The sequence below is a fragment of the Lacrimispora sp. 38-1 genome (assembly GCF_049890855.1).
Taxonomy (GTDB): domain Bacteria; phylum Bacillota; class Clostridia; order Lachnospirales; family Lachnospiraceae; genus Lacrimispora.
Genome location: NZ_JBANEW010000073.1, coordinates 20,215 through 45,010, shown reverse-complemented (window position 1 = coordinate 45,010; position 24,796 = coordinate 20,215). Strand labels below are relative to the sequence as shown.

The window sequence follows — 24,796 nt, the reverse complement described above, 5'->3', positions numbered from 1 at the left end:
TAATTATACGCAGATATTCCATTAAATGTACTGATTCTATGATACATAGCTATCAGCTCTTTTAAGTGTACGGTTAATGTAGGCAGTGACATTTCCAACATTTTGGTTTAGGAAAAAATGCCCTCCGCTAAAATATACAATTTCTGCCTCATTTAACACATTTTCGTTCCACGCTTCTATGCCTTCTTCGGTGATCGTATCATCCTTACCGCACAGAATCGAAACTCCGCACTCAAGTTTGCTTTTTCCAGGCGTATATATGTACTTTTCTGTAATTTTATAATCTGCCCTTATTAACGGAACAAAAATTTTAGCCAGCTCGGTGTCCTCAAAAACAGCTTTCGGCGTGCCCCCCATTTTTAAAATGGCATTCTTAAATTCATTTTCCGGCAGATTATGGATTATTCTCTTTCTTTTCACATTCAGCTGAGGGGCCCTGTTTCCGGAGAAAAAAACATGTTCCGGCATACGAAGACCTGACTTTTTTAACTCATGATATAATTCAAATGCAATCCAGCTGCCCATGCTGTGCCCGAATATGGCATATGGCGTATCTTTTATCTGATTTTTTATTGAACAGTACACATCCCGTGCTGCTCCATTCATACTGTCATATAAGGGTACATCAATTCTGCTCCCTCTTCCTGCTAATTCCACAGGCTGCAAATCAATATCCTTATCCAGAAATTTGCTCCATTGATAGTATATCATAGCTGAACTTCCCGCATAAGGCAGACAAAACAACTTAATTCTGCTCACGTTCTCTCTCCTTTACAAAACCATTAATAAATCCCACCTTCATGCAATGCTCAAGCATTAATGTTACCTTCTCACGATCAAGCCTGGACCATTCAAAGCCTGCAGCTTTTAAAATCACATCCGTTTTGTTGTTTAACAGGGTAAATGAGGTCTTTTCCATGCTTCCGGATAACATATTGGTGTGAACAAGAATCTGGGTGATATCATCCGTTTTATCTTCATCATCATATTTTTTAAGCAGATTCTCCACAAATTCTGCAGGAGGAATGATCTTAACCTTCACCCCGGCCTGATTGATCAGTCCTGCAACGAAACTCATGCTCACGGTGTGACTGTTATACAGGTGATACGTTTCATTCTGCAATTTTTTCCTGTCGAACAGCAGTACAACCGCTTTGGCCACCTGATCGATGAAAGAGAAATTGATGTTCTTTTCTGTCGTCTCAGGAAAATAGCCAAGATTGATACAGGATCTGATCACAGCATAGAACGCGTTGTTTGTGATATTTTCCTGAAAAATGCCTGTGGCAGAGTCAAATACCAGATTACCTACCCGGAACACATTGGCGTTTACTCCTTCTTCCCGGGCTTTTACAACCATCTTCTCCGCTTCAAATTTCGTCTGTGAGTAGTAATTTTCCGAATTCTGCCCCAGATCACAATCGTATTCGGTAAACAGCTCTCTGGCCTTTCCCTCTATATTCCCCTCTCCAATGCTGGTTGTGGAAATGAGGTTGTACGCCTTTTTCTTCCCTGTCCGGGCAAATTCAATCAGCCTTTCATTTCCTGCCACATTGGCGTCGTACAGCTCAGAGTAGTGGCCGTAATGCTTCACATTCGCCGCTGAATTAATGATCACATCGATTTTATCTGCCAGCGCTTCATACAGTTCCTGACTTAAGCTCATATTGTCTTTTGCCAGATCTCCGCTAAATGCACAGACTCTGTCTGCCAGAATATTCTTTAACTGCGCATCCGGATTAAAGTAATACTCAAGCTTTTTACATAGCCTTTCAAAGGCTTCTTTGTCATCCTTACTTCTGATTGGCACATAAAGCTTATAACCGGTATTTTGCAGCAGCTGGTATAAAATGTGTATTCCCAGATAACCGGTACTTCCAGCCAGAAGGATATTTTTGTAATCTGCTTTTTCTGATAAGTCCATTTTTTTATACTTCTGAATCCTGGTCTTATATTTAATGATACGCTTTTCCATGCCTTCCTCTAAGGCAGACACTCCGCTTTGTGCTGTAACAGCTGCTTCTTTATAGGCACTCAGCATATTCTTCAGCCTGTCTTTGGAATATCTGATATGATCCGATAAAACCCTTATGGTTAAACACTTAAAAATATCGTTGATCTCTATTTCAAACTCCATAGCCAGTCTGGATACTGTCTGGATCGCTTTAATGGAATTGCCGCCAAGCATAAAGAAGTTGTCATCGATACCGATCTGTCCGATTCCCAGGACCTCCTGCCATACCTTCTGGATTTTGGCATCTGTGTCATTTCTCGGTTCGATGTACTCTGCTTCCCCACTTCCGCCTATTTCCGGCTCCGGTAATGCTTTTTTATCGATCTTACCATTGGCAGTCACAGGCATTGCATCCAACTGTACAAAATAGGACGGCACCATATAGTCAGGCAATGCTTCTGCCATCTGTTCCCTGAGTTTTGCTGCTTCCAGTTCTTCTTCTCCGGTATAATAGGAAACAAGGTACTTATCTCCATAACTGTCTTCGCGGGCTATCACCACTGCCTCGCGTACAGACGGACACTGAAGCAGCCGGGCTTCGATTTCTCCAAGCTCGATCCGAAAGCCCCTGATCTTTACCTGGTCGTCAATCCTTCCCATATACTCGATATTTCCATCCGGAAGCCATCTGGCTAAATCTCCCGTATGGTACATTCTTTCACCGGCCATAAATGGATCAGCAGTAAACTTTTCAGCTGTCAGCTCCGGTCTGTTTAAATAACCTCTGGCAATTCCGTCTCCGGCTACACACAATTCACCTGCCGCTCCTGCCGGCAGCAGATTGCCGTTTTTGTCCAGAATATAGATTCTCGTGTTGTCCACAGGTCTCCCAATCGGTACAGAATTGTAGCACATCTCTTCCTCCCTGTACTTCCAGGCGGAGGTTATAATACTGTATTCCGTCGGACCATAGGCGTTCATATATTCAACACTGTCCTTCCACTGATCCGCCATAGTCTTTGTAATAGCGGAACCGCCGGTAACCAGTTTTTTCAGTGTACGCAGTTTTCCCGGTTCAATTCCGGCTAAGTAAGTAGGCGGAAGCAGTGCTATGGTTATTCCCTTTTCATTGACGTATGCTTCAAATTCATTTAGGTTGTTTATGGTGTCTTTTGATATCAGATACAGGGTCCCGCATCCCAGCAGACTGGTGAAGATCTCCCATACCGATGCATCAAAGGAACTGCTTGCAAACTGAAGCATCCGCTCATTTTCGTCCACCTTCCAGTATCTCTTAAAATAATTCCGGAGGTTTATGATACCATGATGTTCTACCATAACTCCTTTGGGTTTTCCCGTTGATCCTGAGGTGTAGATAATATACGCTAAATCTCCTGCACTGCTTAAGTTCTCAGGGTTTTCCCCACATTCACCAATTTGGTCATCGAGGAAAATCACCTCACTGTCAGTCACAGCCTTCTCCTTAAGATGCCTTTGTGTCAGGACTACCGCTGCACCGCTGTCCTCCAGCATATACCGGATTCTGTCCTCCGGATAACTGGGGTCTACAGGCAGATAGGCTCCTCCTGCTTTTAAAACTCCAAACATTGCAACGATCATTTCCAGGGAGCGCTCCGCCATAATGGCGACAATCTTATCCGTCCCCACACCCTTGTTTCGCAGTATTTTAGCCAGACCGTTGGCCCTTTTGTTCAGTTCCAGATAGCTTAAACTGCTCTCACCAAAGACTACCGCCGCCTTATCCGGAGCCCTTCTCACCTGTTCTTCAAAGGCTCCATGAATGGTACTGTTTTTTGGATACGGCTCCACAGTCCTGTTAAAGCAATATAATATCTTTTTACGTTCTTCTTCATCAAGAATCTGAATATCCTTCAGCTTCACCTCAGGATTTTCTGCCACCTCTTTTAAAATATTGACAAAGTGTTCCGAAAGAGCTTCCATGGTTTCCTTCTTGTACAGCTTAATCCCATATTCCAGTTCAAAGGAAATGCCTTCCTGTGTTTCAATGGCAGCCAGAGTGATGTCGAACTTGGATATAGAAGCTCCGCTGCCATAAGGAGCAGCTTTCAATCCAGCCAGTTCAAAGATTCCGGTTTCCATATTCTGAAGAGCAAACATGGTATCAAACAACGCATTTCTGCTCATGTCTCCCTTCAAGCCCAGTTTTTCTACTATCTCTTCAAAGGGATAATCCTGGTTTTCATAAGCGCCCAGGGCCATTTCCCTGACTTCCGCCAGAAATTGTTTATAGGTTTTTTCTCCCTGGGGGTAATTTCTCATTGCCAGGGTGTTAACAAACATCCCTATTATATTTTGCAGATCAGCATGAGGCCTTCCTGCAATGGGGGAGCCTACTATAATATCTTCCTGCCCTGTGTATCTGTAAAGCAGCGTGTTGTAGGCTGCCAGCAGTACCATGTACATGGTGGCTCCGTTTTCTTTTGCAATCTCACCAAGCTTTCCGGCAATTTCGCTGCATAAGTGAAAACGGACTCTGCCTCCTTCAAAGCTTTGCACTGCCGGTCTTTTGAAATCTATCTGCATGTTAAGTACAGGTATTTCACCACCTAATGTCTCCAGCCAGTAATTTTCCTGCTGTTTCAGTGAACCGTTCCCATACATCTGATTCTGCCATACGGTATAGTCCCTGTACTGAAACTGCAGCGGTTTTAATTCCTTCCCTTCATAAAGGGCGCTGAATTCTCTTAGCAGAATCTCCATGGAAACTCCGTCGGAAATGATATGGTGCATGTCAAACATCAGGATATAGGTATCATTTTTCAATTTTACCAGTCCTGCTCTCAAAAGAGGTGCCTTGCTTAAGTCAAAAGGTTTTACAAAATTACGGACAATCTCCTTCCCCTCTTCTTCCGTGGCTTCTTCATAGCCGACTGTAAAATCGACTTGATCGTCCACCCATTGGACCAGTTCACCCTCTATTGTTTTAAAGGATGTTCTTAAGGTTTCATGGCGCTCAATCAGCTGACTGAAGGCCGCCTGCAGACGTTCTGCATCAATATTACCTTCTATCCGCAATGCAGAAGGCATGTTATAGGTAATTCCACCACCTCCCAGCTGGCTTAATACATAAACCCGCTTCTGAGCAGAGGACATTGGATAATACTGCGCTTTTTCTGCCGGCTCAATCGATGCATAGAAGTCTTCCTTTGCATTTTCTATGAATTTTTTCATTTCAGCAATTGTCGGTCCTGCAAAGATCTCCTTTAACGGAATGTTGATGTTGAATTCCTTATGGATTCTGGAAACCAGCACGGTCGCTTTTAAAGAATGTCCTCCCAGTTCAAAGAAGTTATCCCTTCTCCCGATTTTCTCAGCTTTCAACACTTCCTGCCAGATCTCGGCCAGCTTTTCTTCCACCATTCCTTCCGGCTTTTCGTATTCCACACCGGTATCAATCCTGCCCTCCGGCTCAGGCAGTGCTTTTCTGTCAAGCTTTCCGTTAAAGGTAAGCGGCAGCTTCTCAAGACGGATAAAATAGGACGGCACCATGTAGTCAGGCAGATCCTTTAACAGGTATGCTCTCAGTTCCCCAGTTGTAAGATCCTCATTTCCTGCAATATATGCACAGAGATATTTTGTTCCGTATCCGTCTTCCCGGTCAATCACTGCGGCTTCCCTGACCGACTCATGGGTCAGCAGACGGTTCTCGATCTCGCCCAGTTCGATCCTGTATCCGCGGATTTTTACCTGATAATCAATTCTTCCAAGGAACTCGATCGTTCCATCAGGCAGCCATCTTGCCAAATCCCCTGACCGGTACATCCTGCTTCCGGGGACAAAGGGATTTTCCACAAATTTCTGTTCTGTCAGTTCCGTCCTGTTTAAATAGCCTCTTCCCACTCCGTCACCGGATATGTACAGCTCTCCTGCCGCGCCAACCGGAAGTACCTCTCTGTCTTTTCCAAGAATGTAGACCTGGACATTGTTAAGCGGCACTCCGATGGGAATGGAGTTCAGTCCGGATGCGGTTTCATAATCAATGGAAAATAAGGTGGAATCCACACAGCATTCTGTGGGGCCGTATACATTGGTGATCCTGGGTTTTCCGCCGGAAATCCGGTCATAAAAACTTTTTACCGTTTCTATCCCCAGCGCCTCACCGCCGATTACAAAATGTTTTACCGTCAAGGTATCTTTCCCACTTAGCAAGGCATTCTCCAGAAAACGGATATGTGCCGGGGTACCATCGGAAACATCCACGGAATGTTCTTTATAGTAACGGAGCAGACTCATGCCGTCCAGCCTTGCTTCTTCCGGAACGATGCAAAGTGTATGCCCCAGCATCAGAGTCGGGAATATCTGCTTGACCGATGCATCAAAGACGTAGGGTGCCACCAGGGCAACTTTTAAATTACTGTCATACTTTCCGTAAATATGCCTGTTTAAACCTGCTGTCAGATTCAGCACATTCCTGTGCTCGATCATGACTCCTTTCGGCATACCTGATGTTCCTGAAGTGTAGATGACGTAAGCCATGTCCTGTGGAGTATTAACGGGTGCTATATTGCCTGCCTCTCCCTGATACAATAACTCATTTTTTAAGTCCAGTATTTTTCCAGTAAATTGTACCTTGTCCAAAACTTCTGTCTGTGTCAGAAGGATTTCCGTCCGGCTGTCTTCCAGCATATACCGGATCCTTGCTTCCGGATAAAGGGGATCGATGGGCAGATAAGCGCTTCCTGCTTTCAGTACTGCCATAATTCCCACTATCATTTCTACCGAGCGCTCAGTCATGATACCTATCGTCTTGTCGGCACCGGCTCCATTTTCTCTCAATACTCCTGCCAGCTGATTGGAACGTGCATTCAATTCCCCATAGGTCAGGCTGCTTTCTTCAAATTCCACAGCCACACGGTCAGGATTTTTCTCCGCCTGTTCTTCAAATACCTCAATGATGGTCTTATCTCTGGCATACTCTGCAGAGTTGTCATTAAAGCCATATACGATTCTTTGAATTTCTTCCCTTTCCAGCATCTGAAGATCCTTAAGCAGGGTCTGCGGATCAGAGGCAATCGCTTCCAGCAATGCGCTGTAATGGATTGCGGCTTTCTCCATGGTTTCTTTACTGAACAGCCTGGTACAGTATGCCAGCTCAAACTCGATCCCCGATTCCTCCTCTTTGGCAGTCAGGGCAATGTCAAATTTGGACATTTTCACTTCATGGCTGTAAGGCGTGATGTTTAGTCCATCCATCACCAGTGCGGCTGAATCCACATTAAGCAGCGCGAAGAAAGCATCAAAAAGGGCACTCCGGCTGATATCCCGTTTCAGCTTAAGCTTTTCCACCAGCTCTTCAAAGGGATAATCCTGGTTTTCATACGCACCCAGGGCCATTTCTCTGACTTCAGCCAAAAATTTCTCAAAGGTCTTATCTCCCTGGGGATAGTTTCTCATTGCCAGAGTGTTGACAAACATTCCTATCATGTTCTGAAGATCTGCATGAGGTCTTCCTGCAATCGGTGATCCGACTATAATATCTTCCTGTCCTGTGTATTTATAAAGCAGTGTGTTATATGCCGCAAGCAGCACCATGTACATGGTTGCGCCGTTTTCCCTGGCCACACCCTGAAGCTTCCCGGAAATCTCCTGGCTTAAATGAAACCTGATTCTGTCTCCTTCAAAGCTCTGTACTGCCGGTCTTTGATAATCAAGCGGCAGGTTGAGTACCGGAATTTCACCTTCGAAGGTTTTCAGCCAGTAATCTTCCTGCTTTTTCAAGGTTCCATCCTCGTACATCCGATTTTGCCAGGCCGAATAATCCCTGTACTGGAGTCTGAGCGGATTTAAATCCGTGCCTTCATAAAGGGTGATAAATTCCCGGATCAGGATTTCCATGGAAACTCCGTCGGAGATAATATGGTGCATATCAAATAAAAGAACATGACTGTTTTCCCCGGTCTTTACCAATTCTACTCTTAAGAGAGGTGCTTTGCTTAAATCAAAGGGCTTTATAAATTCACCTAACAGGTCTTCTGTTATTTCTCCTGGTGCCTCTTTGCAGGACACACAAAAGTCTGCCTCATCATGCACTCTTTGCAACGGCTCTCCATCTATCATTTCAAAAGAGGTTCTTAACGTCTCGTGACGTTTGATGAGTTTTTTGAACGCAGCTTCTGTTTTTCGTCCATCCACACCGCCTTCAATCATAACAGCCCCGGGCATATTATAGACCGTCCTGCTGTCCTCCAGCTGCCCCAATACATATACTCTCTTCTGGGCTGAAGACATCGGATAGTATTCTGCCTTTTCCACTGGTTTGATGGAAGCATAAATATCTTCTTTTGCATTTTTAATATATTCTGCAGCTTCCTTTATTGTCGGTCCTGCAAAAATCACTTTTAACGGAATGTTGATGTTGAATTCCTTGTGGATTCTGGAAACCAGCACGGTCGCTTTTAAAGAATGTCCTCCCAGTTCAAAGAAGTTATCCATTCTACCGATTTTCTCAGCTTTCAACACTTCCTGCCAGATCTCGGCCAGCTTTTCTTCCACCATTCCTTCCGGCTTTTCGTATTCCACACCGGTATCAATCCTGCCCTCCGGCTCCGGCAGTGCCTTTCTGTCAAGCTTTCCGTTAAAGGTAAGGGGCAGCTTTTCAAGCTGAATAAAATAGGACGGCACCATATACTCAGGCAGATCCCTTAACAGAAACTCTCTCAGTTCCCCTGTCGTAAGATCTTCTTTTCCTGCAATATATGCACAGAGATATTTTGTTCCATATCCGTCTTCCCGGTCAATCACTGCGGCTTCCCTGACCGACTCATGGGTCAGCAGACGATTCTCGATCTCGCCCAGTTCGATCCTGTATCCGCGGATTTTTACCTGATAATCAATTCTTCCAAGGAACTCAATCGTTCCATCAGGCAGCCATCTTGCCAAATCCCCTGTCCGGTACATCCTGCTTCCCGGAACAAATGGATTTTCTACAAATTTCTGTTCTGTCAGTTCCATTCTGTTTAAATAGCCTCTTCCCACTCCGTCACCGGATATGTACAGCTCTCCTGCCGCGCCAACCGGAAGTACCTCTCTGTCTTTTCCAAGAATGTAGACCTGGACATTGTTAAGCGGCACTCCGATGGGAATGGAGTTCAGTCCGGAGGCGGTTTCATAATCAATGGAAAATAAGGTGGAATCCACACAGCATTCTGTGGGTCCGTATACATTGGTGATCCTGGGTTTTTCGCCGGAAATCCGATCATAAAAACTTTTTACCGTTTCTATCCCCAGCGCCTCACCGCCGATTACAAAATGCTTTACCGTTAAGACCTCCTCCCAATCCAGCATGGCATTCTCCAGAAAGCGGATATGTGCCGGGGTACCATCGGAGACATCCACGGAATGTTCTTTATAGTAACGGAGCAGACTCATGCCGTCCAGCCTTGCTTCTTCCGGAACGATGCAAAGTGTATGCCCCAGCATCAGAGTCGGGAATATCTGCTTCACCGATGCATCAAAAACGTAGGGCGCCACCAGGGCGACTTTTAAATTCCTGTCATACTTTCCGTAAATATGCCTGTTTAAACCTGCTGTCAGATTCAGCACATTCCTGTGCTCGATTATGACTCCTTTTGGCATACCTGTTGTTCCGGAGGTATAGATCACGTAGGCCATGTCATCCGGGAAATTAAGAGGAGCTATATTTGCTGCGTCTCCCTGATACAATGACTCATTCTTTAAGTCCTGTATTTTTCCGGAGAATTGCACCTTATCCATTAACTCTGTCTGCGTCAGCAGGATTTCCGTCCCGCTGTCTTCCAGCATATACCGGATTCTTGCTTCCGGATAAAGGGGATCGATGGGCAGATAAGCGCTTCCTGCTTTCAGTACTGCCATAATTCCAACTATCATTTCTACCGAGCGCTCTGTCATGATACCTATGGTCTTTTCCGTACCGGCTCCATTTTCTCTCAATACTCCTGCCAGCTGATTGGAACGTGCATTCAATTCCCCATAGGTCAGGCTGCTTTCTTCAAATTCCACAGCTACACGATCAGGATTTTTCTCCGCCTGTTCTTCAAATACCTCAATGATGGTCTTATCTCTGGCATACTCTGCAGAGTTGTTATTAAAGCCATATACGATTCTTTGAATTTCTTCCTTTTCCAGCATCTGAAGATCCTTAAGCCGGGTCTGGGGATCAGAGGCAATTTCCTCCAGCAATGTGCCGTAGTGAATTGCAGTTTTCACCATGGATTCTTTGCTGAACAGCCTGGTACAGTATGCCAGCTCAAACTCGATCCCCGCTTCCTCCTCTTTGGCAGTCAGGGCAATGTCAAATTTGGACATTTTCACATCATAGCTGTAAGGCATCATTTCCAGCCCATTCATTGCAAACGCTGCAGTATCTACACTCTGAAGGGCAAAGAACGCATCAAATAGAGCATTACGGCTTACATCCCTTTTCAGCTTAAGCTTTTCTACCAGCTCTTCAAAGGGATAATCCTGGTTCTCATACGCACCGAGAGCCATTTCCCTGACTTCCGCCAAAAATTCCTGAAATGTCTTCTCTCCCTGGGGATAGTTTCTCATTGCCAGAGTGTTGACAAACATTCCTATAATATTCTGCAGATCTGCATGGGGCCTTCCAGCTATCGGTGAACCCACTATAATATCTTCCTGGCCGGTGTATTTATAAAGCAATGTGTTATACGCTGCAAGCAGCACCATATACATGGTCGCTCCGTTATCTTTTGCCACACCCTGAAGCTTCCGGGAAATCTCCTGGCTTAAATGAAACCTGACTCTGTCTCCTTCGAAGCTCTGTACTGCCGGTCTTTGATAATTAAGGGGCATGTTAAGTACAGGGATATCACCTTCAAAGGTTTTCAGCCAGTATTCTTCCTGCTTTTTCAAGGTTCCATCCCCGTACATCTGATTCTGCCATGCGGAATAATCCCTGTACTGAAGCCTGAGCGGATTTAACTCCGTTCCTTCATAAAGGGTTGAAAATTCACGGATCAGTATCTCCAGGGAAACTCCGTCAGAGATAATATGGTGCATATCAAACAAAAGAACATGCCTGTTTTCTCCGGTTTTCACCAGACCTGCCCGTAAAAGAGGGGCTTTGCTTAAATCAAAGGGCTTTATAAATTCATCCAGCAGGTTATCTGTTGTTTCTTCCGGCGCTTCCATGTAAGACACACTGAATTCTGCCTGTTCATGCACTCTCTGGACCGGTTCCCCATTCATCATCTCAAAGGAGGTTCTTAAAGTTTCATGACGTTCGATGAGCTTTTTAAAAACAGCTTCTGTTTTTTGCACGTCAATACTGCCTTCAATCAGTACAGCCCCCGGTATGTTATATACTGTCTTCCCGTCCTCCAGCTGCCCTAATACATATACTCTCTTCTGGGCAGATGACATGGGATAATATTCCGCCTGTTCCACCGGTTTGATGGAAGCATAAATATCCTCTTTTGCATTCCTTAAAAATTCTGCCATTTCTCTTACAGTGGGACCTGCGAAAATCTCTTTTAACGGGATGTTACTATTAAATTCTTTGTGGATTTCAGAGGAAAGTACAATAGCATTTAATGAATCTCCCCCAAGTGCAAAAAAGTTATCATTAATGCCCACACGCTCAGCCTTAAATATTTTCTTCCACAACCGGCAGATACCTTCTTCCAGTTCATCAGAAGGCGCTTCGTACTCTGCACCTGTATCCATAGTCAGATCAGGTTCCGGGAGGGCTTTGCGGTCAATTTTTCCATTGACAGTTAACGGCATCTGGTCAAGCTGGACAAAACAGGAAGGTACCATATAATCCGGCAGTTCCTGTAACAGTTCTGCTCTCAGCCTGTCTGACGGTAATGTTTCTTCCCCCACAATATAAGCTGCAATATATTTATTGCCCCGTGAATCATCCCTTGCAACGGCTGCTGCCTCTTTGATCTGCGGCAGTTTCAGCAGCTGGCTCTCGATTTCCCCCAGTTCAATTCTGAAACCTCTGACTTTTACCTGATCGTCAATTCTGCCAAGGAATTCAATATTGCCGTCTGGCAGCCATCTGGCAAGATCCCCTGTCCGGTACATCTTTTCTCCTTCTTCAAAGGGGTTATCCACGAACTTTTCTTTCGTAAGCTCCGGACGGTTTAAATAGCCTCTTGCAAGTCCGTCACCTGAAATGCATAATTCACCCGCTGCACCGATTGGCAGTATATGACGCTTTTTGTCAAGAATAAAAATTCTGGTATTGTTCACAGGGGTTCCGATGGGTACCGATTCATATTCCATCTCTTCCTCTTTATATGTCCACGTAGTAGTAATAACGCTGTATTCCGTAGGCCCGTAAGCATTGATATAGGTAAGCCCATCCTTCCACTTTTTCACCATTTCTTTTGTGATTGCGGACCCTCCGGTAACCAGTCTTGTGAGAGTGGGCAGTTTTCCTGGTTCTAAGTTAGATAAATAGGTTGGAGGGAGCAATGCTATGGTGATACCCCTTATATTTACATATTTTTCAAACTCCATTAAATTGTTTATGGTTTCTTTAGGTATTAAGTAAAGGGAAGCACCGGTAAGCAGGGTGGTGAAAATCTCCCATACGGAGGCATCAAAAGAATTGCTTGCAAACTGCAGCATTCTGTCATTTTTATTCATCTCATGCTTCTGCACAAAAAAGGCCTGAAGGTTTAAGATTCCCTGATGCTTCACCATAACTCCTTTGGGTTTTCCGGTAGATCCGGAAGTGTAGATGATATATGCCAGGTCCTCCGGATTACTTCTGTTCTCCGGATTGTCTTTGTTATCATGAAAGCTTTGGCTGTCATCAAGCAGGATCACTTCACCGTTAAAATCTGCTTTATCCCTCAGATGCTTTTGAGTCAGCAGAATTTCCGACGCGCTGTCTTCCAGCATATACTTGATTCTTTCTGAAGGATAGTTGGGATCAATGGTTAAATACGCTCCGCCTGTTTTGAGAATTCCCATCATACCTATGATCATTTCAAACGAACGTCCGGTCATGATGGCAATGATCTGATCTTTTTTTACCCCCTTCTCTCTCAGGGTCCATGCCAGCTGGTTAGCCCTTTGGTTTAATTCACGGTACGAAAGCTTCTCATCTTCCAGACATACGGCAGCCTGTTCCGGGTATTTTAAAACCTGTTCCTCAAACAGAGTGTGTATGGTCTTGTTTTTGGAGTAATCCGCAGCAGCTGCATGAAACTCTTCTGTCATTTTCTTTTGTTCCCATTCAGGTACAATTCCGATTTCTGATATGCCGGATTCGTGATATTCCAATACCTGGCGGAATAAAAAGTCAAAATGAGAGACTACATTTTCAATTGGAATGAATTTGTCAAATACATCCATCCGGTAGGAAAAATCAATATAAACCTCTGCATCCTCATACTCTCTTAAATAGACTGTCAGGGCATTGCGTTCATGATGATGAGGCAGCATTACATGGCTTCCAATTTCAGCATCCACAAAGCTTTCCGTCGCCCCATGCTTTTCATAGGAAAACGAAAGATCAAAAAGACTGCTTTTTTCGTTTGCTGTACTGAAAACAGACCGGTAGATTTCTCCGGTGGAAACCCTCATGTGCCTGTAGCAATCCATGAGCTCATTTTTAATATATTTCACAAGTTCCTGGAAGCTTATATCGCTTCCCGGAGATATCCTTAACGGTATCACATTGGCAAAATGCCCCATTGTCTGCTTGTACTTTGTTTTACTTCGGTTTAGAACCGGTACGCCGATTACTACCTCTTCCTTATCACATACTCTGCTGAAATAGGTAAATAAGGTTCCAAGTACAAAGTGAAAGACAGAACAGCCCCTTTCTTCACTAAACTGAATGATCCGGTTATATAATTCCCTGTCTATCTTTAAAACACGCCTGCCGCTCCAGTCTGACTGCCCGTCCGGATCGGTGCCGTTCGCGTTTCGGTTAAATAAAGGCTCGGGAATCGTTAAGTACTTTTCCATCCAGAATTCCCGGTCTTTTATATAGCTTTTTGAATCATGATAGCTTTGATCTTCCAACAGGAAATCGTGATAAGAATAGACCGGTTTCTCTTCCGTTTTTCCCTCTCTGTATAATTCATTATAGTTTTCTATGATTTGTTTGTGAGTGAGAACAAAGCCCCAGCCATCTATAATAAGATGAAAGGCTTTGATGAATACAAAGTACTGGTTATCACTCCATTTCAGCAGGTCAAACTGGAAGAGCTGTTTTCCCATATCAAAGGGCTTCTGAAACTCTCCCCGCATCCATTCCATACAAAACTCACGGGAATTTTCCTTCCCGGAAAAATCATGCACAGGCAGTTCATATAGAGACTCTGATAATATGTTCAGATATGGTACTCCATCCCTTTCTGTCACGTTAGCCCGCATCATTTCATTGCGGTTTATAAAAACCTGAATGGCCTGGTTGAATATTGGTACATTAATTTCGCCTTTTATTTCTGTATATCCGCCAATATTATAAATCGGCTTACCGGGATACATACACTGTTCCAGCCATATGTCCTTCTGGTATGAGCTTAACGGATATTCTGTAACGTTTTTCATTTCTGCTTCCATACTGATTGATCTCCCCTTATTACTATGAATTTAACAAATGTTTCTCAGATAATATCCGGTCAAAAAGAGAAATAACTTCTTCCGGATCGTAAAGATTTTTTGAAACGCAAAGTTCCATCATTAACCGCCCTGAAATGGTAGCCGACGAAAGGAAAAGTGACTGGGCTCTCACAGAGATATAAAACGATTCCACCCATTTTTCCATAATCGGATATGAAATAATGCCAAGGTTAGAAAGAGTGATGGACGTATTCATCAACGGCCCCCTTTCGGACATGGTTTTCTTACATGATTTTAAACATAGTCTCTTGTATTTTTTCAATGAATTGGAGAATACAGCTGCCAGACGCAGCAAGCCGTACGGGACTCCTCTTTTGAACCATTTAAATTCTTCTTTTACCTGTTTTCTCAAATCTCCCTCCCGGAAGAACTGAGCCGGAAGACTCGCTACATAATTCCCATGCATGGTCTGCGGCGAATAGGAATGCAAAGGCTGTATGTCCATTGGCATGGAGACAAGCACCCGCTGTTTTCCGGAATCATGCTCCAATAATCCATCCGTCATTCTGTAACAGAGATATTCGCCAAATGTCATATCATTGCGTCTGCTCTGGCGTAAAATTTCCCGGGTTTTTTCAGCACTGAAGCTGTAGGATTTTTTCACATAGCCTCTGCCTCTCTTTGGTTTTCTGTCATAACTTAAATCTAAAGTTTCGTTTTTATCCTTCTTATTAGCATTGAATGCAAAGCCTGTTAAAAAAACAGGCAGCCACAAATAGGCAGATATTCTTCTGCCGGTGCGAAGAATCCGTTCTCTTACGCCGGAAGAGACGTCTGTCTCTCCCGGCACTGTGTCAATTTCACACGAATAATATTCAAGCCACTTCTTAATCCAGAATATCAGTCCCCGGCCATTTGTCACGGCATGATGCATGGAAAATACCATCGTATTCTCATTTACAGGAAACAGATGAAAAACCAGCCTGGAATTGGTGGAATCGTATCGTTCCAAAACCTCTTCCTCGGTATAATACTTAGAAAGCTGCTCCTTTTCAAAATCAAGCAAAGCTTCCAGCTCCTCTTTGGGAAACCGGTTCCATTTAAACGTATTTTTTTCAGGCTGTTCCACCATTTTAGCCTGCAGCAGCGGATTTTCCATAACCAGCGCCCGGTAGCTGGGATACAATCGATCCGGATCAATTGTTTTCTTAAAGCTGACTGTTGCTATCATGCAATTGGACGAATTGAATTCTTCTGTTCCAAAAAAATATAAACTTGCAAGTTTGATTGCATCCATCTATTACTGCCTCCAGCGTATTTTTATTGCATAAACCCTACATTTCTGCAATGTTCAATCATGAGCTTTACTCTGCTGCTGTCAAGCTTCGGCCACTCAAATCCCAGCGCCTTTAAGATACCGTCAGTCTTTCTGTTCTTCACCAGGAATAATGTTTTGCTGGCTCCTTCAAAGAATATATTGGAATGGACAAGTATTCTGGATACTTCCTGATTCGCCTCATTATCATCGTATTTTTTTAGAATAAATGAGGTGAACTTATCCACGGGCATCGTCTCCACTTCCACTCCCGCCTGATTTAAAAACCGGGCAAAGGAAATCATATTGATCCGATGGCTGTTAAATAAATGGTACGTCTCATTCTTTAAATTCTTCCTGTCAAACAGCAGTACGACTGCTTTGGCCACCTGGTCTACAAATGAAAAGTCCATGGTTTTATCGGCAATCGCAGGGACATATCCAAGTTTTATCAGGGATTTCACCATGGTGTAGAACGCATTATCCTGAATATTTTCCTGGAATATACCGGACTTTGAATCAAAGACCAGATTCCCTACCCGGAACACATTGCATTCAATACCATTTTCTCTCGCCCTGACGATCTCCTTCTCAGCCTCCAGTTTCGTCATTACATAGTAGTTATCGGAGCTCTGTTCCACATCACAGTCATACTCGGTAAATACCACGCTTGACTGGTCTTCTATGAATCCGCTTCCCACACTGGTGGTAGAGATGAAGTTATACACCTTTTTCTTCCCTGTACCGGCAAATTCAATGAGCCTTTTATTTCCTTCCACATTAATCGCATAAAACTCTGAGTAATTCCCGAAATGCTTTACATTTGCCGCCGAGTTTATGACTGCATCAATTTTTTCTGCCAGATTGTCATAACGCTCTTTGCTCAGCCCCAGGTATTCCTTTGTCAAATCTCCGCAGAACACACACAATCTGTCTTCCAGTGTTCCCTGTCCGCAGATCTCATCTCCGAAGTGGAACTTAAGCTTTGCATGCAGCCGTTCCCGTGCATCACTGTCATCCGTTCCCCTGACAGCTATGTAAATCTTATAATCAGTGATCTTCAGCAGCTGATGTACAATCTGTATTCCAAGATAACCGGTTCCTCCCGCCACCAGTATATTCTGGTAGCCAGCCTTTTCTGAAATCTCAACTTCTTTATACTTCTGATTTCTTTTATGGTATTCTTTCAGGCTTTTAAGGATTCTGCCATCACTGGCTCCCCTTCCTTCAATCCTGGTGACTGCTGTCTCCTGAAGTGCTTCAATCGCTGTCTTCAGCCTGTCTTTGGAGTATTTTATCTGATCTGACAGACTCCGTATTGTGGGATATTGGAAAATGTCGTTGATCCCAATTTCAAATTCCGACGCCAGCCTTGATACTGCCTGAATTGCCTTGATGGAATTACCGCCCAGCATAAAGAAATTGTCATCAATCCCAATCGATTCAATTCCCAGTGTATCCTGCCACACTTCCTGAATCTTCTTATCCGCATCGTTTCTCGGGCCTATGAAATCTGCCCCGCAGTTTCCACGCATTTCAGGCTCCGGAAGTAGTTTTTTGTCTATCTTGCCGCTTTGAGTCATGGGCATAAGCTCCATCTGCATAAAGAAGGATGGTACCATATAGTCCGGAAGTTCCTTTAAAAGATGTTTTTTCAATTCTTCCGCTTCCAGCTCATCTTCCGCCGTATAATATGCTGTGAGATATTTCTCTTTCTTTTTATCCTCTCTGGCGATCACTGCCACATCCCGGATCAGCGGATACTTATGTAAGTTTGCTTCAATCTCCCCCAGCTCGATCCGAAATCCCCGGATCTTTACCTGGTCATCGATTCTTCCTAAATACTCCACATTCCCATCCGGCAGCCAGCGGGCAAGATCTCCTGTCCGGTACATCTTCTCTCCGGCTTCATACGGGTTATCAACAAACTTTTCTGCAGTCAGGGACTGGCGGTTTAAATAGCCTCTGGCTATGCCGTCTCCTGATACGCACATCTCTCCGGCCGCTCCCACCGGTAAAAGCTTCTGGTCCTTATCCAGTATATAGATTCTTGTATTGGACACAGGCTTTCCAATGGGTACCGAATCATATCCCATCTCCTCGTTCCGATATTTCCACGCTGTTGCAATTACACTGTATTCGGTAGGACCATAGGCATTCATATAAGAAGCCTTGTCCTTCCACTTTGAAACCAGTTCCTTTGTGATAGCCGATCCGCCGGTTACAAGCTTCTTTAATGACGGAAGGCTCCCCGGCTCAATGCCTGAAAGGTATGCAGGCGGCAGCAGGGTGATGGTGATTTTGTTTTCATTGATGAAGTTCTTAAAATCATCCAGATTATTAATCACATCCCTGGAAATCAGATACAGCGTTCCCCCGCCCAGCAGAATGGTAAATGTCTCCCACACGGAGGCATCAAAGGAACTGCTGGCAAACTGAAGCATCCGGTCTGATCCATCCACGCCCCAGCTTTCCTTAAAATAATTATGGAGATTTAAAATTCCGTGATGTTCTACCATGACCCCCTTCGGTTTTCCGGTAGAGCCTGACGTATAGATGATATACGCCAGGTCATCTGGTGTATTTACAGGCTCCGGATTGACATCCTCTTCCAGATAAGCCTCCTCATCATCCAGACAGATTATAATACCGTTATACTTAATTCTGTCTTTTAAATGCTTTTGCGTGAGCAGAACGCCTGCGCCGCTGTCCTCCAGCATATACTCAATCCTGTCCTCCGGATAGCCTGGATCTATGGGCAGATAGGCACCTCCGGCCTTGAGCGTACCAAATATACCTGTTACCATATCTAAGGAACGCTCCGTCATCACAGCAACTATGCTGTCCGGTTTCACTCCCTGCCTTCGCAGTACATTCGCCAGCCTGTTCGCCTTCTTGTTCAGTTCCCTGTAGGTCAGCTTTTTGTTTTCAAAAACAAGCGCGGTATGATCCGGTCTTTGTTCTGCCTGCTCCTCAAACAAACCGTGGATGGTCTGATCCTTTGAATATTCCACCACTGTCTGATTAAAATCATGAAGCAGCATCCGCCTTTCTGCTTCCGGTACTATATCGATTTCTTCAATGGCCATATCCGGACGCTTTACAATTTCATTGATTATGGTTTTCATCTGCTCAGCGATCCGGGCGAGAAAGCTTTTGTTATAAGCCAGACTGTTGTATCGGAACTTTATTTGCAGATCCTTTCCAGGCATTATAATAATATTTAAATCAAAATTCGTCTGCTCAGATACCGTTGCGGAAAGTACGGTGATATCGTCCTTACCGTTGTCATCTCCCTTAACCGCTTCCTCCATGGGATAATTTTCAAAAGCCATAAGATTCTGAACCAGTTCCCCTTTGCAGGATGTTCTGGACTGGATTTCTGCAAGCGGATAATAACTGTGTTTCTCAGACTCCAGCGCCGCCCTTTGCTGTTTTGCAATAAGAGAGGAAAAGCTTTGACCTTTTTCTGCCCGGACTCTGACTGGAATGGTATTGATAAAGAGCCCTACCATTCGTTCAACCCCCTCTACCTCGGCCGGTCTGCCTGAAACTACTGATCCAAACACTACATCCCGGGTATTGCTGTACCTTTGCAGTAAGATTCCCCATACTGCCTGCATCACCGTACTTAAAGTGGCGGCGTTATCTCTTGCGGTTTTCTCAAGCCTTGTTTTCATTTCTTCATTTATTGTAAAATCGTATTCCTCCTGAAGATATCCCTGCCCGGCAGTTGTGGTTTTCATTCTGGAGAGCTGTTCGGTCTGCTCATATTCCATGAGATACTCTTCCCAGTAATCCGATGCTTCCTGGTCATCCCTGTTTTCCAGCCATTGTATATACTGGCTGTATGGGAACACCCTGCCTAACTGGGGGGCGCTGCCTTCCCGAAACGCTTTATAAGATTCCAGAAGCTCCTTAAATACAACAGGCAGACACCAGCCGTCCATGATGATATGATGGAAGCTCCAGATTAAATGGTATATTTCCTCACTCACTTTAATCAGCGTGATCCGGATCAGCGGCTCATGGGTTAAGTGAAAGCCCTTTTTCCTGTCACCAGCCATCCATTCTTCCAAATAGGATTTTTTTTGTCCTTCTGATAAAAGGGAAATATCCTTATAGTCTATTTTGGAGGTTCTTTCTTTTAAGACCACCTGGACCGGCTTCTCTACTTTTTCATAGATAAAAGCCGTTCTTAAAATATCATGTCTTAAAATCACCTGCCAAAACGCACGTTCAAACGCGTCTTTATCAACACTGCCCTTTAATGTGATCACTGCCTGCTCAAAATAAGCATTGGAATCTTTTTCCCTGAGGAAATGATACAGCATTCCAGTCTGCATGGGTGTCAGTGAATAAATATCACTGATATTCTGTTTTGATGCTTCCATCACGCTGTATACCGTCTCCACTTCCCGGGCCGTGATCTTTGAAGAGCTTAAATCACCAGGTGTCAGTTCGGTATAATCCTGAGATACGCAATGTTCAATCATTTGTATCAGGCTGCGTTTAAAATTCTCAGCAATCCGGTTTATTGTGGTCTTTTCATATTCGCCCCTGTGATATGTAAAATGAAGCCCCAGCTTCCCGTTATTAATTCCTCCATAAATATCGAGACAGTATGGCCGCTGCATTTCCGGTGAAATGGTTTCGCCTGCTGAAATGTCCGATAAGGTAAATAAGCCGCTGTCAATATCCTGGTCAAATTGTCCAAGATAGTTGAAACTGATCTCCGGATTTAAATTAAACTTAAGCATTTCTTCATCTGGAAGAATCGTCTGATATTTTAAAATACCATAACCCATTCCCTTCTCCGGTATGGTACGCAGACTTTCTTTCACGGATTTAATCCTGGAAGATAAGGACCCTGTCTCTTTCATATCCAAAATCACGGGATACTGGGTGGTAAACCATCCTACGGTTCTGCTGATATCAATATCCCCGGAAATCTCTTCACGGCCATGTCCTTCTAAGTTAATAAGAACTTTATCCTCCCCGGTCCATTCCGAAACAGCCTCGCCCAGCGCAGCCAGAAGAATATCATTAATTTCGGTATGATATGCCTTGTTCACATCCCTGATCAGCCGGGAAGTCCGGATCTCATCAAGCTCCATGAAAACCTGGTCACTGTCCTTATATTTTCTGCTGCTGACAGTATGTTCCTTTGGAAGGGGCTTCACCTCAATCTGTTCCAGCGCACTCCAGTACGGAATTTCCTTTTGAAGCTCCTCACTGTCGGCATACGCATAAAGTTTCTCCGACCATTCCTTAAAGGAGTCTGTTTTTGCGGGGAATTTAATCTCTTCTCCGTTAACCGCCTGCCGGTATCCTGTAGAAAGATCCTCAAAGAGAATTCTCCATGAAATTCCGTCAACCACCAGATGGTGGATGGCAAGTAGCAGATAGTCTCCCTCTTTCGTCTTAAATAAACCTGCATTGACCAGCGGCCCCTGCTTTAAATCCATAGAGGACTGAAGAATCCGGGCTTCCTCTTCCAATGCTTTCTGGTCAGCCTGCATACTTGTGAGATCTTTCACAGCCAGCGGGCAGAGATTGCCTTCCATCCCGCGGTTAAGAAGGACAATCCGCCCCGCTTTTTCCCTCATTACTATCCGCAGCGCATCGTGGTGTTCTGCCACACGGTCAAGTACTTTTCTCAGCGCCTCTTCGTTGAAGCCCTCTTTCCGGTACAGCATAACTGACTGGTTGAAGTGATTTCTGTACTCAGAATACTGTTCAAAAAACCAGCTCTGAATTGGTGTAAGAATTACTTCTCCTTTTACAATCTCCTGAGCAGCGGTACGTTCCGCTGTTTTAGTATAAGCACTCAGTTCTTCGATGAACGGGTGTTCAAAAATGTCCTTCAGCTCAAGCTTTAACTGATAACTGTTCAGTTTGGATAATACCTGTATGGCTTTAATGGAATCACCGCCCAGATTGAAGAAATTGTCTTTGATCCCCACCCGTTCCAGTTCAAGTACCTTTTCCCATACCCGTACCATTATTTCTTCTGTTTTGTTTCTCGGAGCCGCATACTCCACTGCAGCACACATACCTGTATCTGGTTCAGGAAGGACCTTCTTATCAATCTTTCCGCTTTGATTCATGGGCATATGCTCCAGCTGTGTAAAGTAAGACGGCACCATATAATCCGGCAGTTCCTTTAAAAGATGTTCCCGCAGTTCATCTGCTTTCAGCGGGCTGTCCGACGTATAATACGCAGAAAGATACTTTTCTTTCTTTTTATCCTCTCTGGCGATCACTGCTACATCCCGGATCAGCGGATACTTATGTAAGTTTGCTTCAATCTCCCCAAGCTCAATCCGGAATCCCCGGATCTTTACCTGGTCATCAATTCTTCCTAAATACTCCACATTCCCATCCGGCAGCCAGCGGGCAAGATCTCCTGTCCGGTACATTTTCTCTCCGGCTTCATACGGGTTATCAACAAACTTTTCTGCAGTCAGGGACTGGCGGTTTAAATAGCCTCTGGCTATGCCGTCTCCTGATACGCACATCTCTCCGGCCGCTCCCACCGGTAAAAGCTTCTGGTCCTTATCCAGTATATAAATTCTTGTATTGGACACAGGCTTTCCAATGGGTACCGAATCATATCCCATCTCCTCGTTCCGGTATTTCCACGCTGTTGCAATTACGCTGTATTCAGTAGGACCATAGGCATTCATATAGGCAGCCTTGTCCTTCCACTTTGAAACCAGTTCCTTTGTGACAGCCGATCCGCCGGTTACCAGCTTCTTTAATGACGGAAGGCTTCCCGGCTCAATGCCTGTAAGGTATGCAGGTGGCAGCAGGGTGATGGTGATTTTGTTTTCATTGATGAAGTTCTTAAAATCATCCAGATTATTAATCACATCCCTGGAAATCAGATACAGCGTTCCCCCGCCCAGCAGAATGGTAAAGGTCTCCCACACCGAGGCATCAAAGGAGCTGCTGGCAAACTGAAGCATCCGGTCTGATTCATCCACGCCCCAGCTTTCCTTAAAATAATTCTGGAGATTTAAAATTCCGTGATGTTCTACCATAACCCCCTTCGGTTTTCCGGTAGAGCCTGACGTATAGATGATATACGCCAGATCATCTGGTGTATTTACAGGCTCCGGATTGGCATCCTCTTCCAGATAAGCCTCCTCATCGTCCAGACAGATCATAATACCGTTATACTTAATTCTGTCTTTTAAATGCTTTTGCGTAAGCAGCACGCCTGCGCCGCTGTCCTCCAGCATATACTCAATCCTGTCCTCCGGATAGCCTGGATCTATGGGCAGGTAGGCACCTCCGGCCTTGAGTGTTCCAAAAATGCCTGTTACCATATCTAAGGAACGTTCCGTCATCACAGCAACTATGCTGTCCGGTTTCACTCCCTGCCTTCGCAGTACATTCGCCAGCCTGTTTGCCTTCTTGTTCAGTTCCCTGTAGGTCAGTTTTTTATCTCCGAAAACAATCGCTGTATGATCCGGTCTTTGTTCTGCCTGCTCCTCAAACAAACCGTGGATGGTCTGATCTTTTGGATATTCCATCACTGTCTGATTAAAATCATGAAGCAGCATCCGCTTTTCTGCCTCCGGCACCACTTCTATTGCAGAGATCGGAATATCGCCATTTTCCATTGCTTCTGTGAATAAATATTCAAAATGGGAAATGAAGTTTTTAATGGGAATAAACTTTTTAAACACATCCAGCCGGTAATCAAAATTAACGCATACATCCGCTTCCCCCTCATGTCCCCAGATCAGAAGCATAAGAGCATTTCTTTCATGTTGATGCGTCAATGTTACATTCTGGCATTCATCAGCAGTAACAAATGTTTTTCTGATTTCCTGTTCTTCAAAAGAAAGGGATATATCAAATAAATTCCCCTTCTCACTTACCCCTTCATAAACCGCACGGCTGATGTCCCCAAAGTTGGTTCTTTTATGGCGGTAGCATTCAAAAAGACCATGCCTGATTATTTTCATGAGCTCTTTAAAGCTCATATCCGTCTCCGGATTTATTCTCAGCGGTATTACATTTGCAAAATGTCCCATGGTTTGTTTATATTTTGCATTGCTCCGGTTAAAAACAGGGACACCGATCACCAGGTCTTTCTGATTGCAGACCTTGCTGAAATAGAGATATAAAATCCCTAATAAATAATGAAATGCCGAGCTGTTTTCCTCTTTGCAAAACTCAAGCATTCTGTTATATAGCACTTTTTTAATTTTTAAAGTACTCCTGTCACTCCAAATGGAGCTGTCATTTTCATAATCATATCCGATCCCTTTGCTTAAAAGTGGTTCAGGAATCGTTCGGTATTTGTTCTTCCAAAATTCAATGTCTTTTAAGAAGGCCGGGGAATTTCTGTATTCCTGATCCTCGGCGATAAAATCGGTGTAGGAAAAGGTATCTGCCTTTACTTCCAGATTTCCTTCCGACAGTTCATTGTAGGTATCAATCATCTGGCTGTACAATAATGCAAAGCCCCAGCCGTCGATGATCATATGATAAACTTTCAGGAAAATAAAATATTCATTTTCTCCACTTTTTAATAAACAAAACTGGAAAAAATAATCGTCAGGATCAAATGGTTTTAAAAACTCACTTTTAATCCAATCGGCACAAAAAGCAGCTTGGTTTTCTTTCATTGAAAAGTCCAGATATGGAGCTTTATAGTCGATTTCCGGCAGTATGGACAAATAAGCTTCTCCTGCCCGGTTCATAAGACGTGTTCTCAGCGTATCATTCTGATTGATGATTCGCTGCATGGTATTTCTGAAGATTTGGGTATCAATGCTCCCTTTAATCCTGATATAACCACCAAGATTATATATTGGTTTTCCCGGATGCATGCACTGCTCTAACCAGATATCTCTCTGATAAGAGCTTAATCTGTATTCTCTGGCATTCTCATTTGTACTCATATATATCTCCCCTCATAAAAAAAAGCAGACTGT

Annotated in this window: 4 protein-coding genes; all 4 read right to left on the bottom strand. The window is 44.1% G+C overall.

Features of this window, described 5'->3' with window-relative positions:
- Positions 1–36: 36 nt before the first annotated feature.
- From V7D18_RS21095 to V7D18_RS21080, 4 genes are read right to left on the bottom strand one after another with little or no spacing between them, the layout of a single operon-like run.
- Complete coding sequence (locus V7D18_RS21095; RefSeq protein ID WP_426157219.1) at positions 37–759, bottom strand: thioesterase II family protein; 723 nt, start codon at positions 757–759, stop codon at positions 37–39.
- Positions 746–14,527: an amino acid adenylation domain-containing protein gene (locus V7D18_RS21090; protein WP_426157217.1), complete on the bottom strand. Its 13,782-nt coding sequence runs from the start codon at positions 14,525–14,527 to the stop codon at positions 746–748. The genes V7D18_RS21095 and V7D18_RS21090 overlap by 14 nt, the downstream gene beginning before the upstream one ends.
- A gap of 22 nt (positions 14,528–14,549) precedes the next feature.
- Positions 14,550–15,824: a hypothetical protein gene (locus V7D18_RS21085; protein WP_426157215.1), complete on the bottom strand. Its 1,275-nt coding sequence runs from the start codon at positions 15,822–15,824 to the stop codon at positions 14,550–14,552.
- 23 nt (positions 15,825–15,847) lie between these two features.
- Positions 15,848–24,763, bottom strand: a complete 8,916-nt coding sequence (locus V7D18_RS21080; RefSeq protein WP_426157213.1) for an amino acid adenylation domain-containing protein — start codon at positions 24,761–24,763, stop codon at positions 15,848–15,850.
- Between the last annotated feature and the right edge of the window lie 33 nt (positions 24,764–24,796).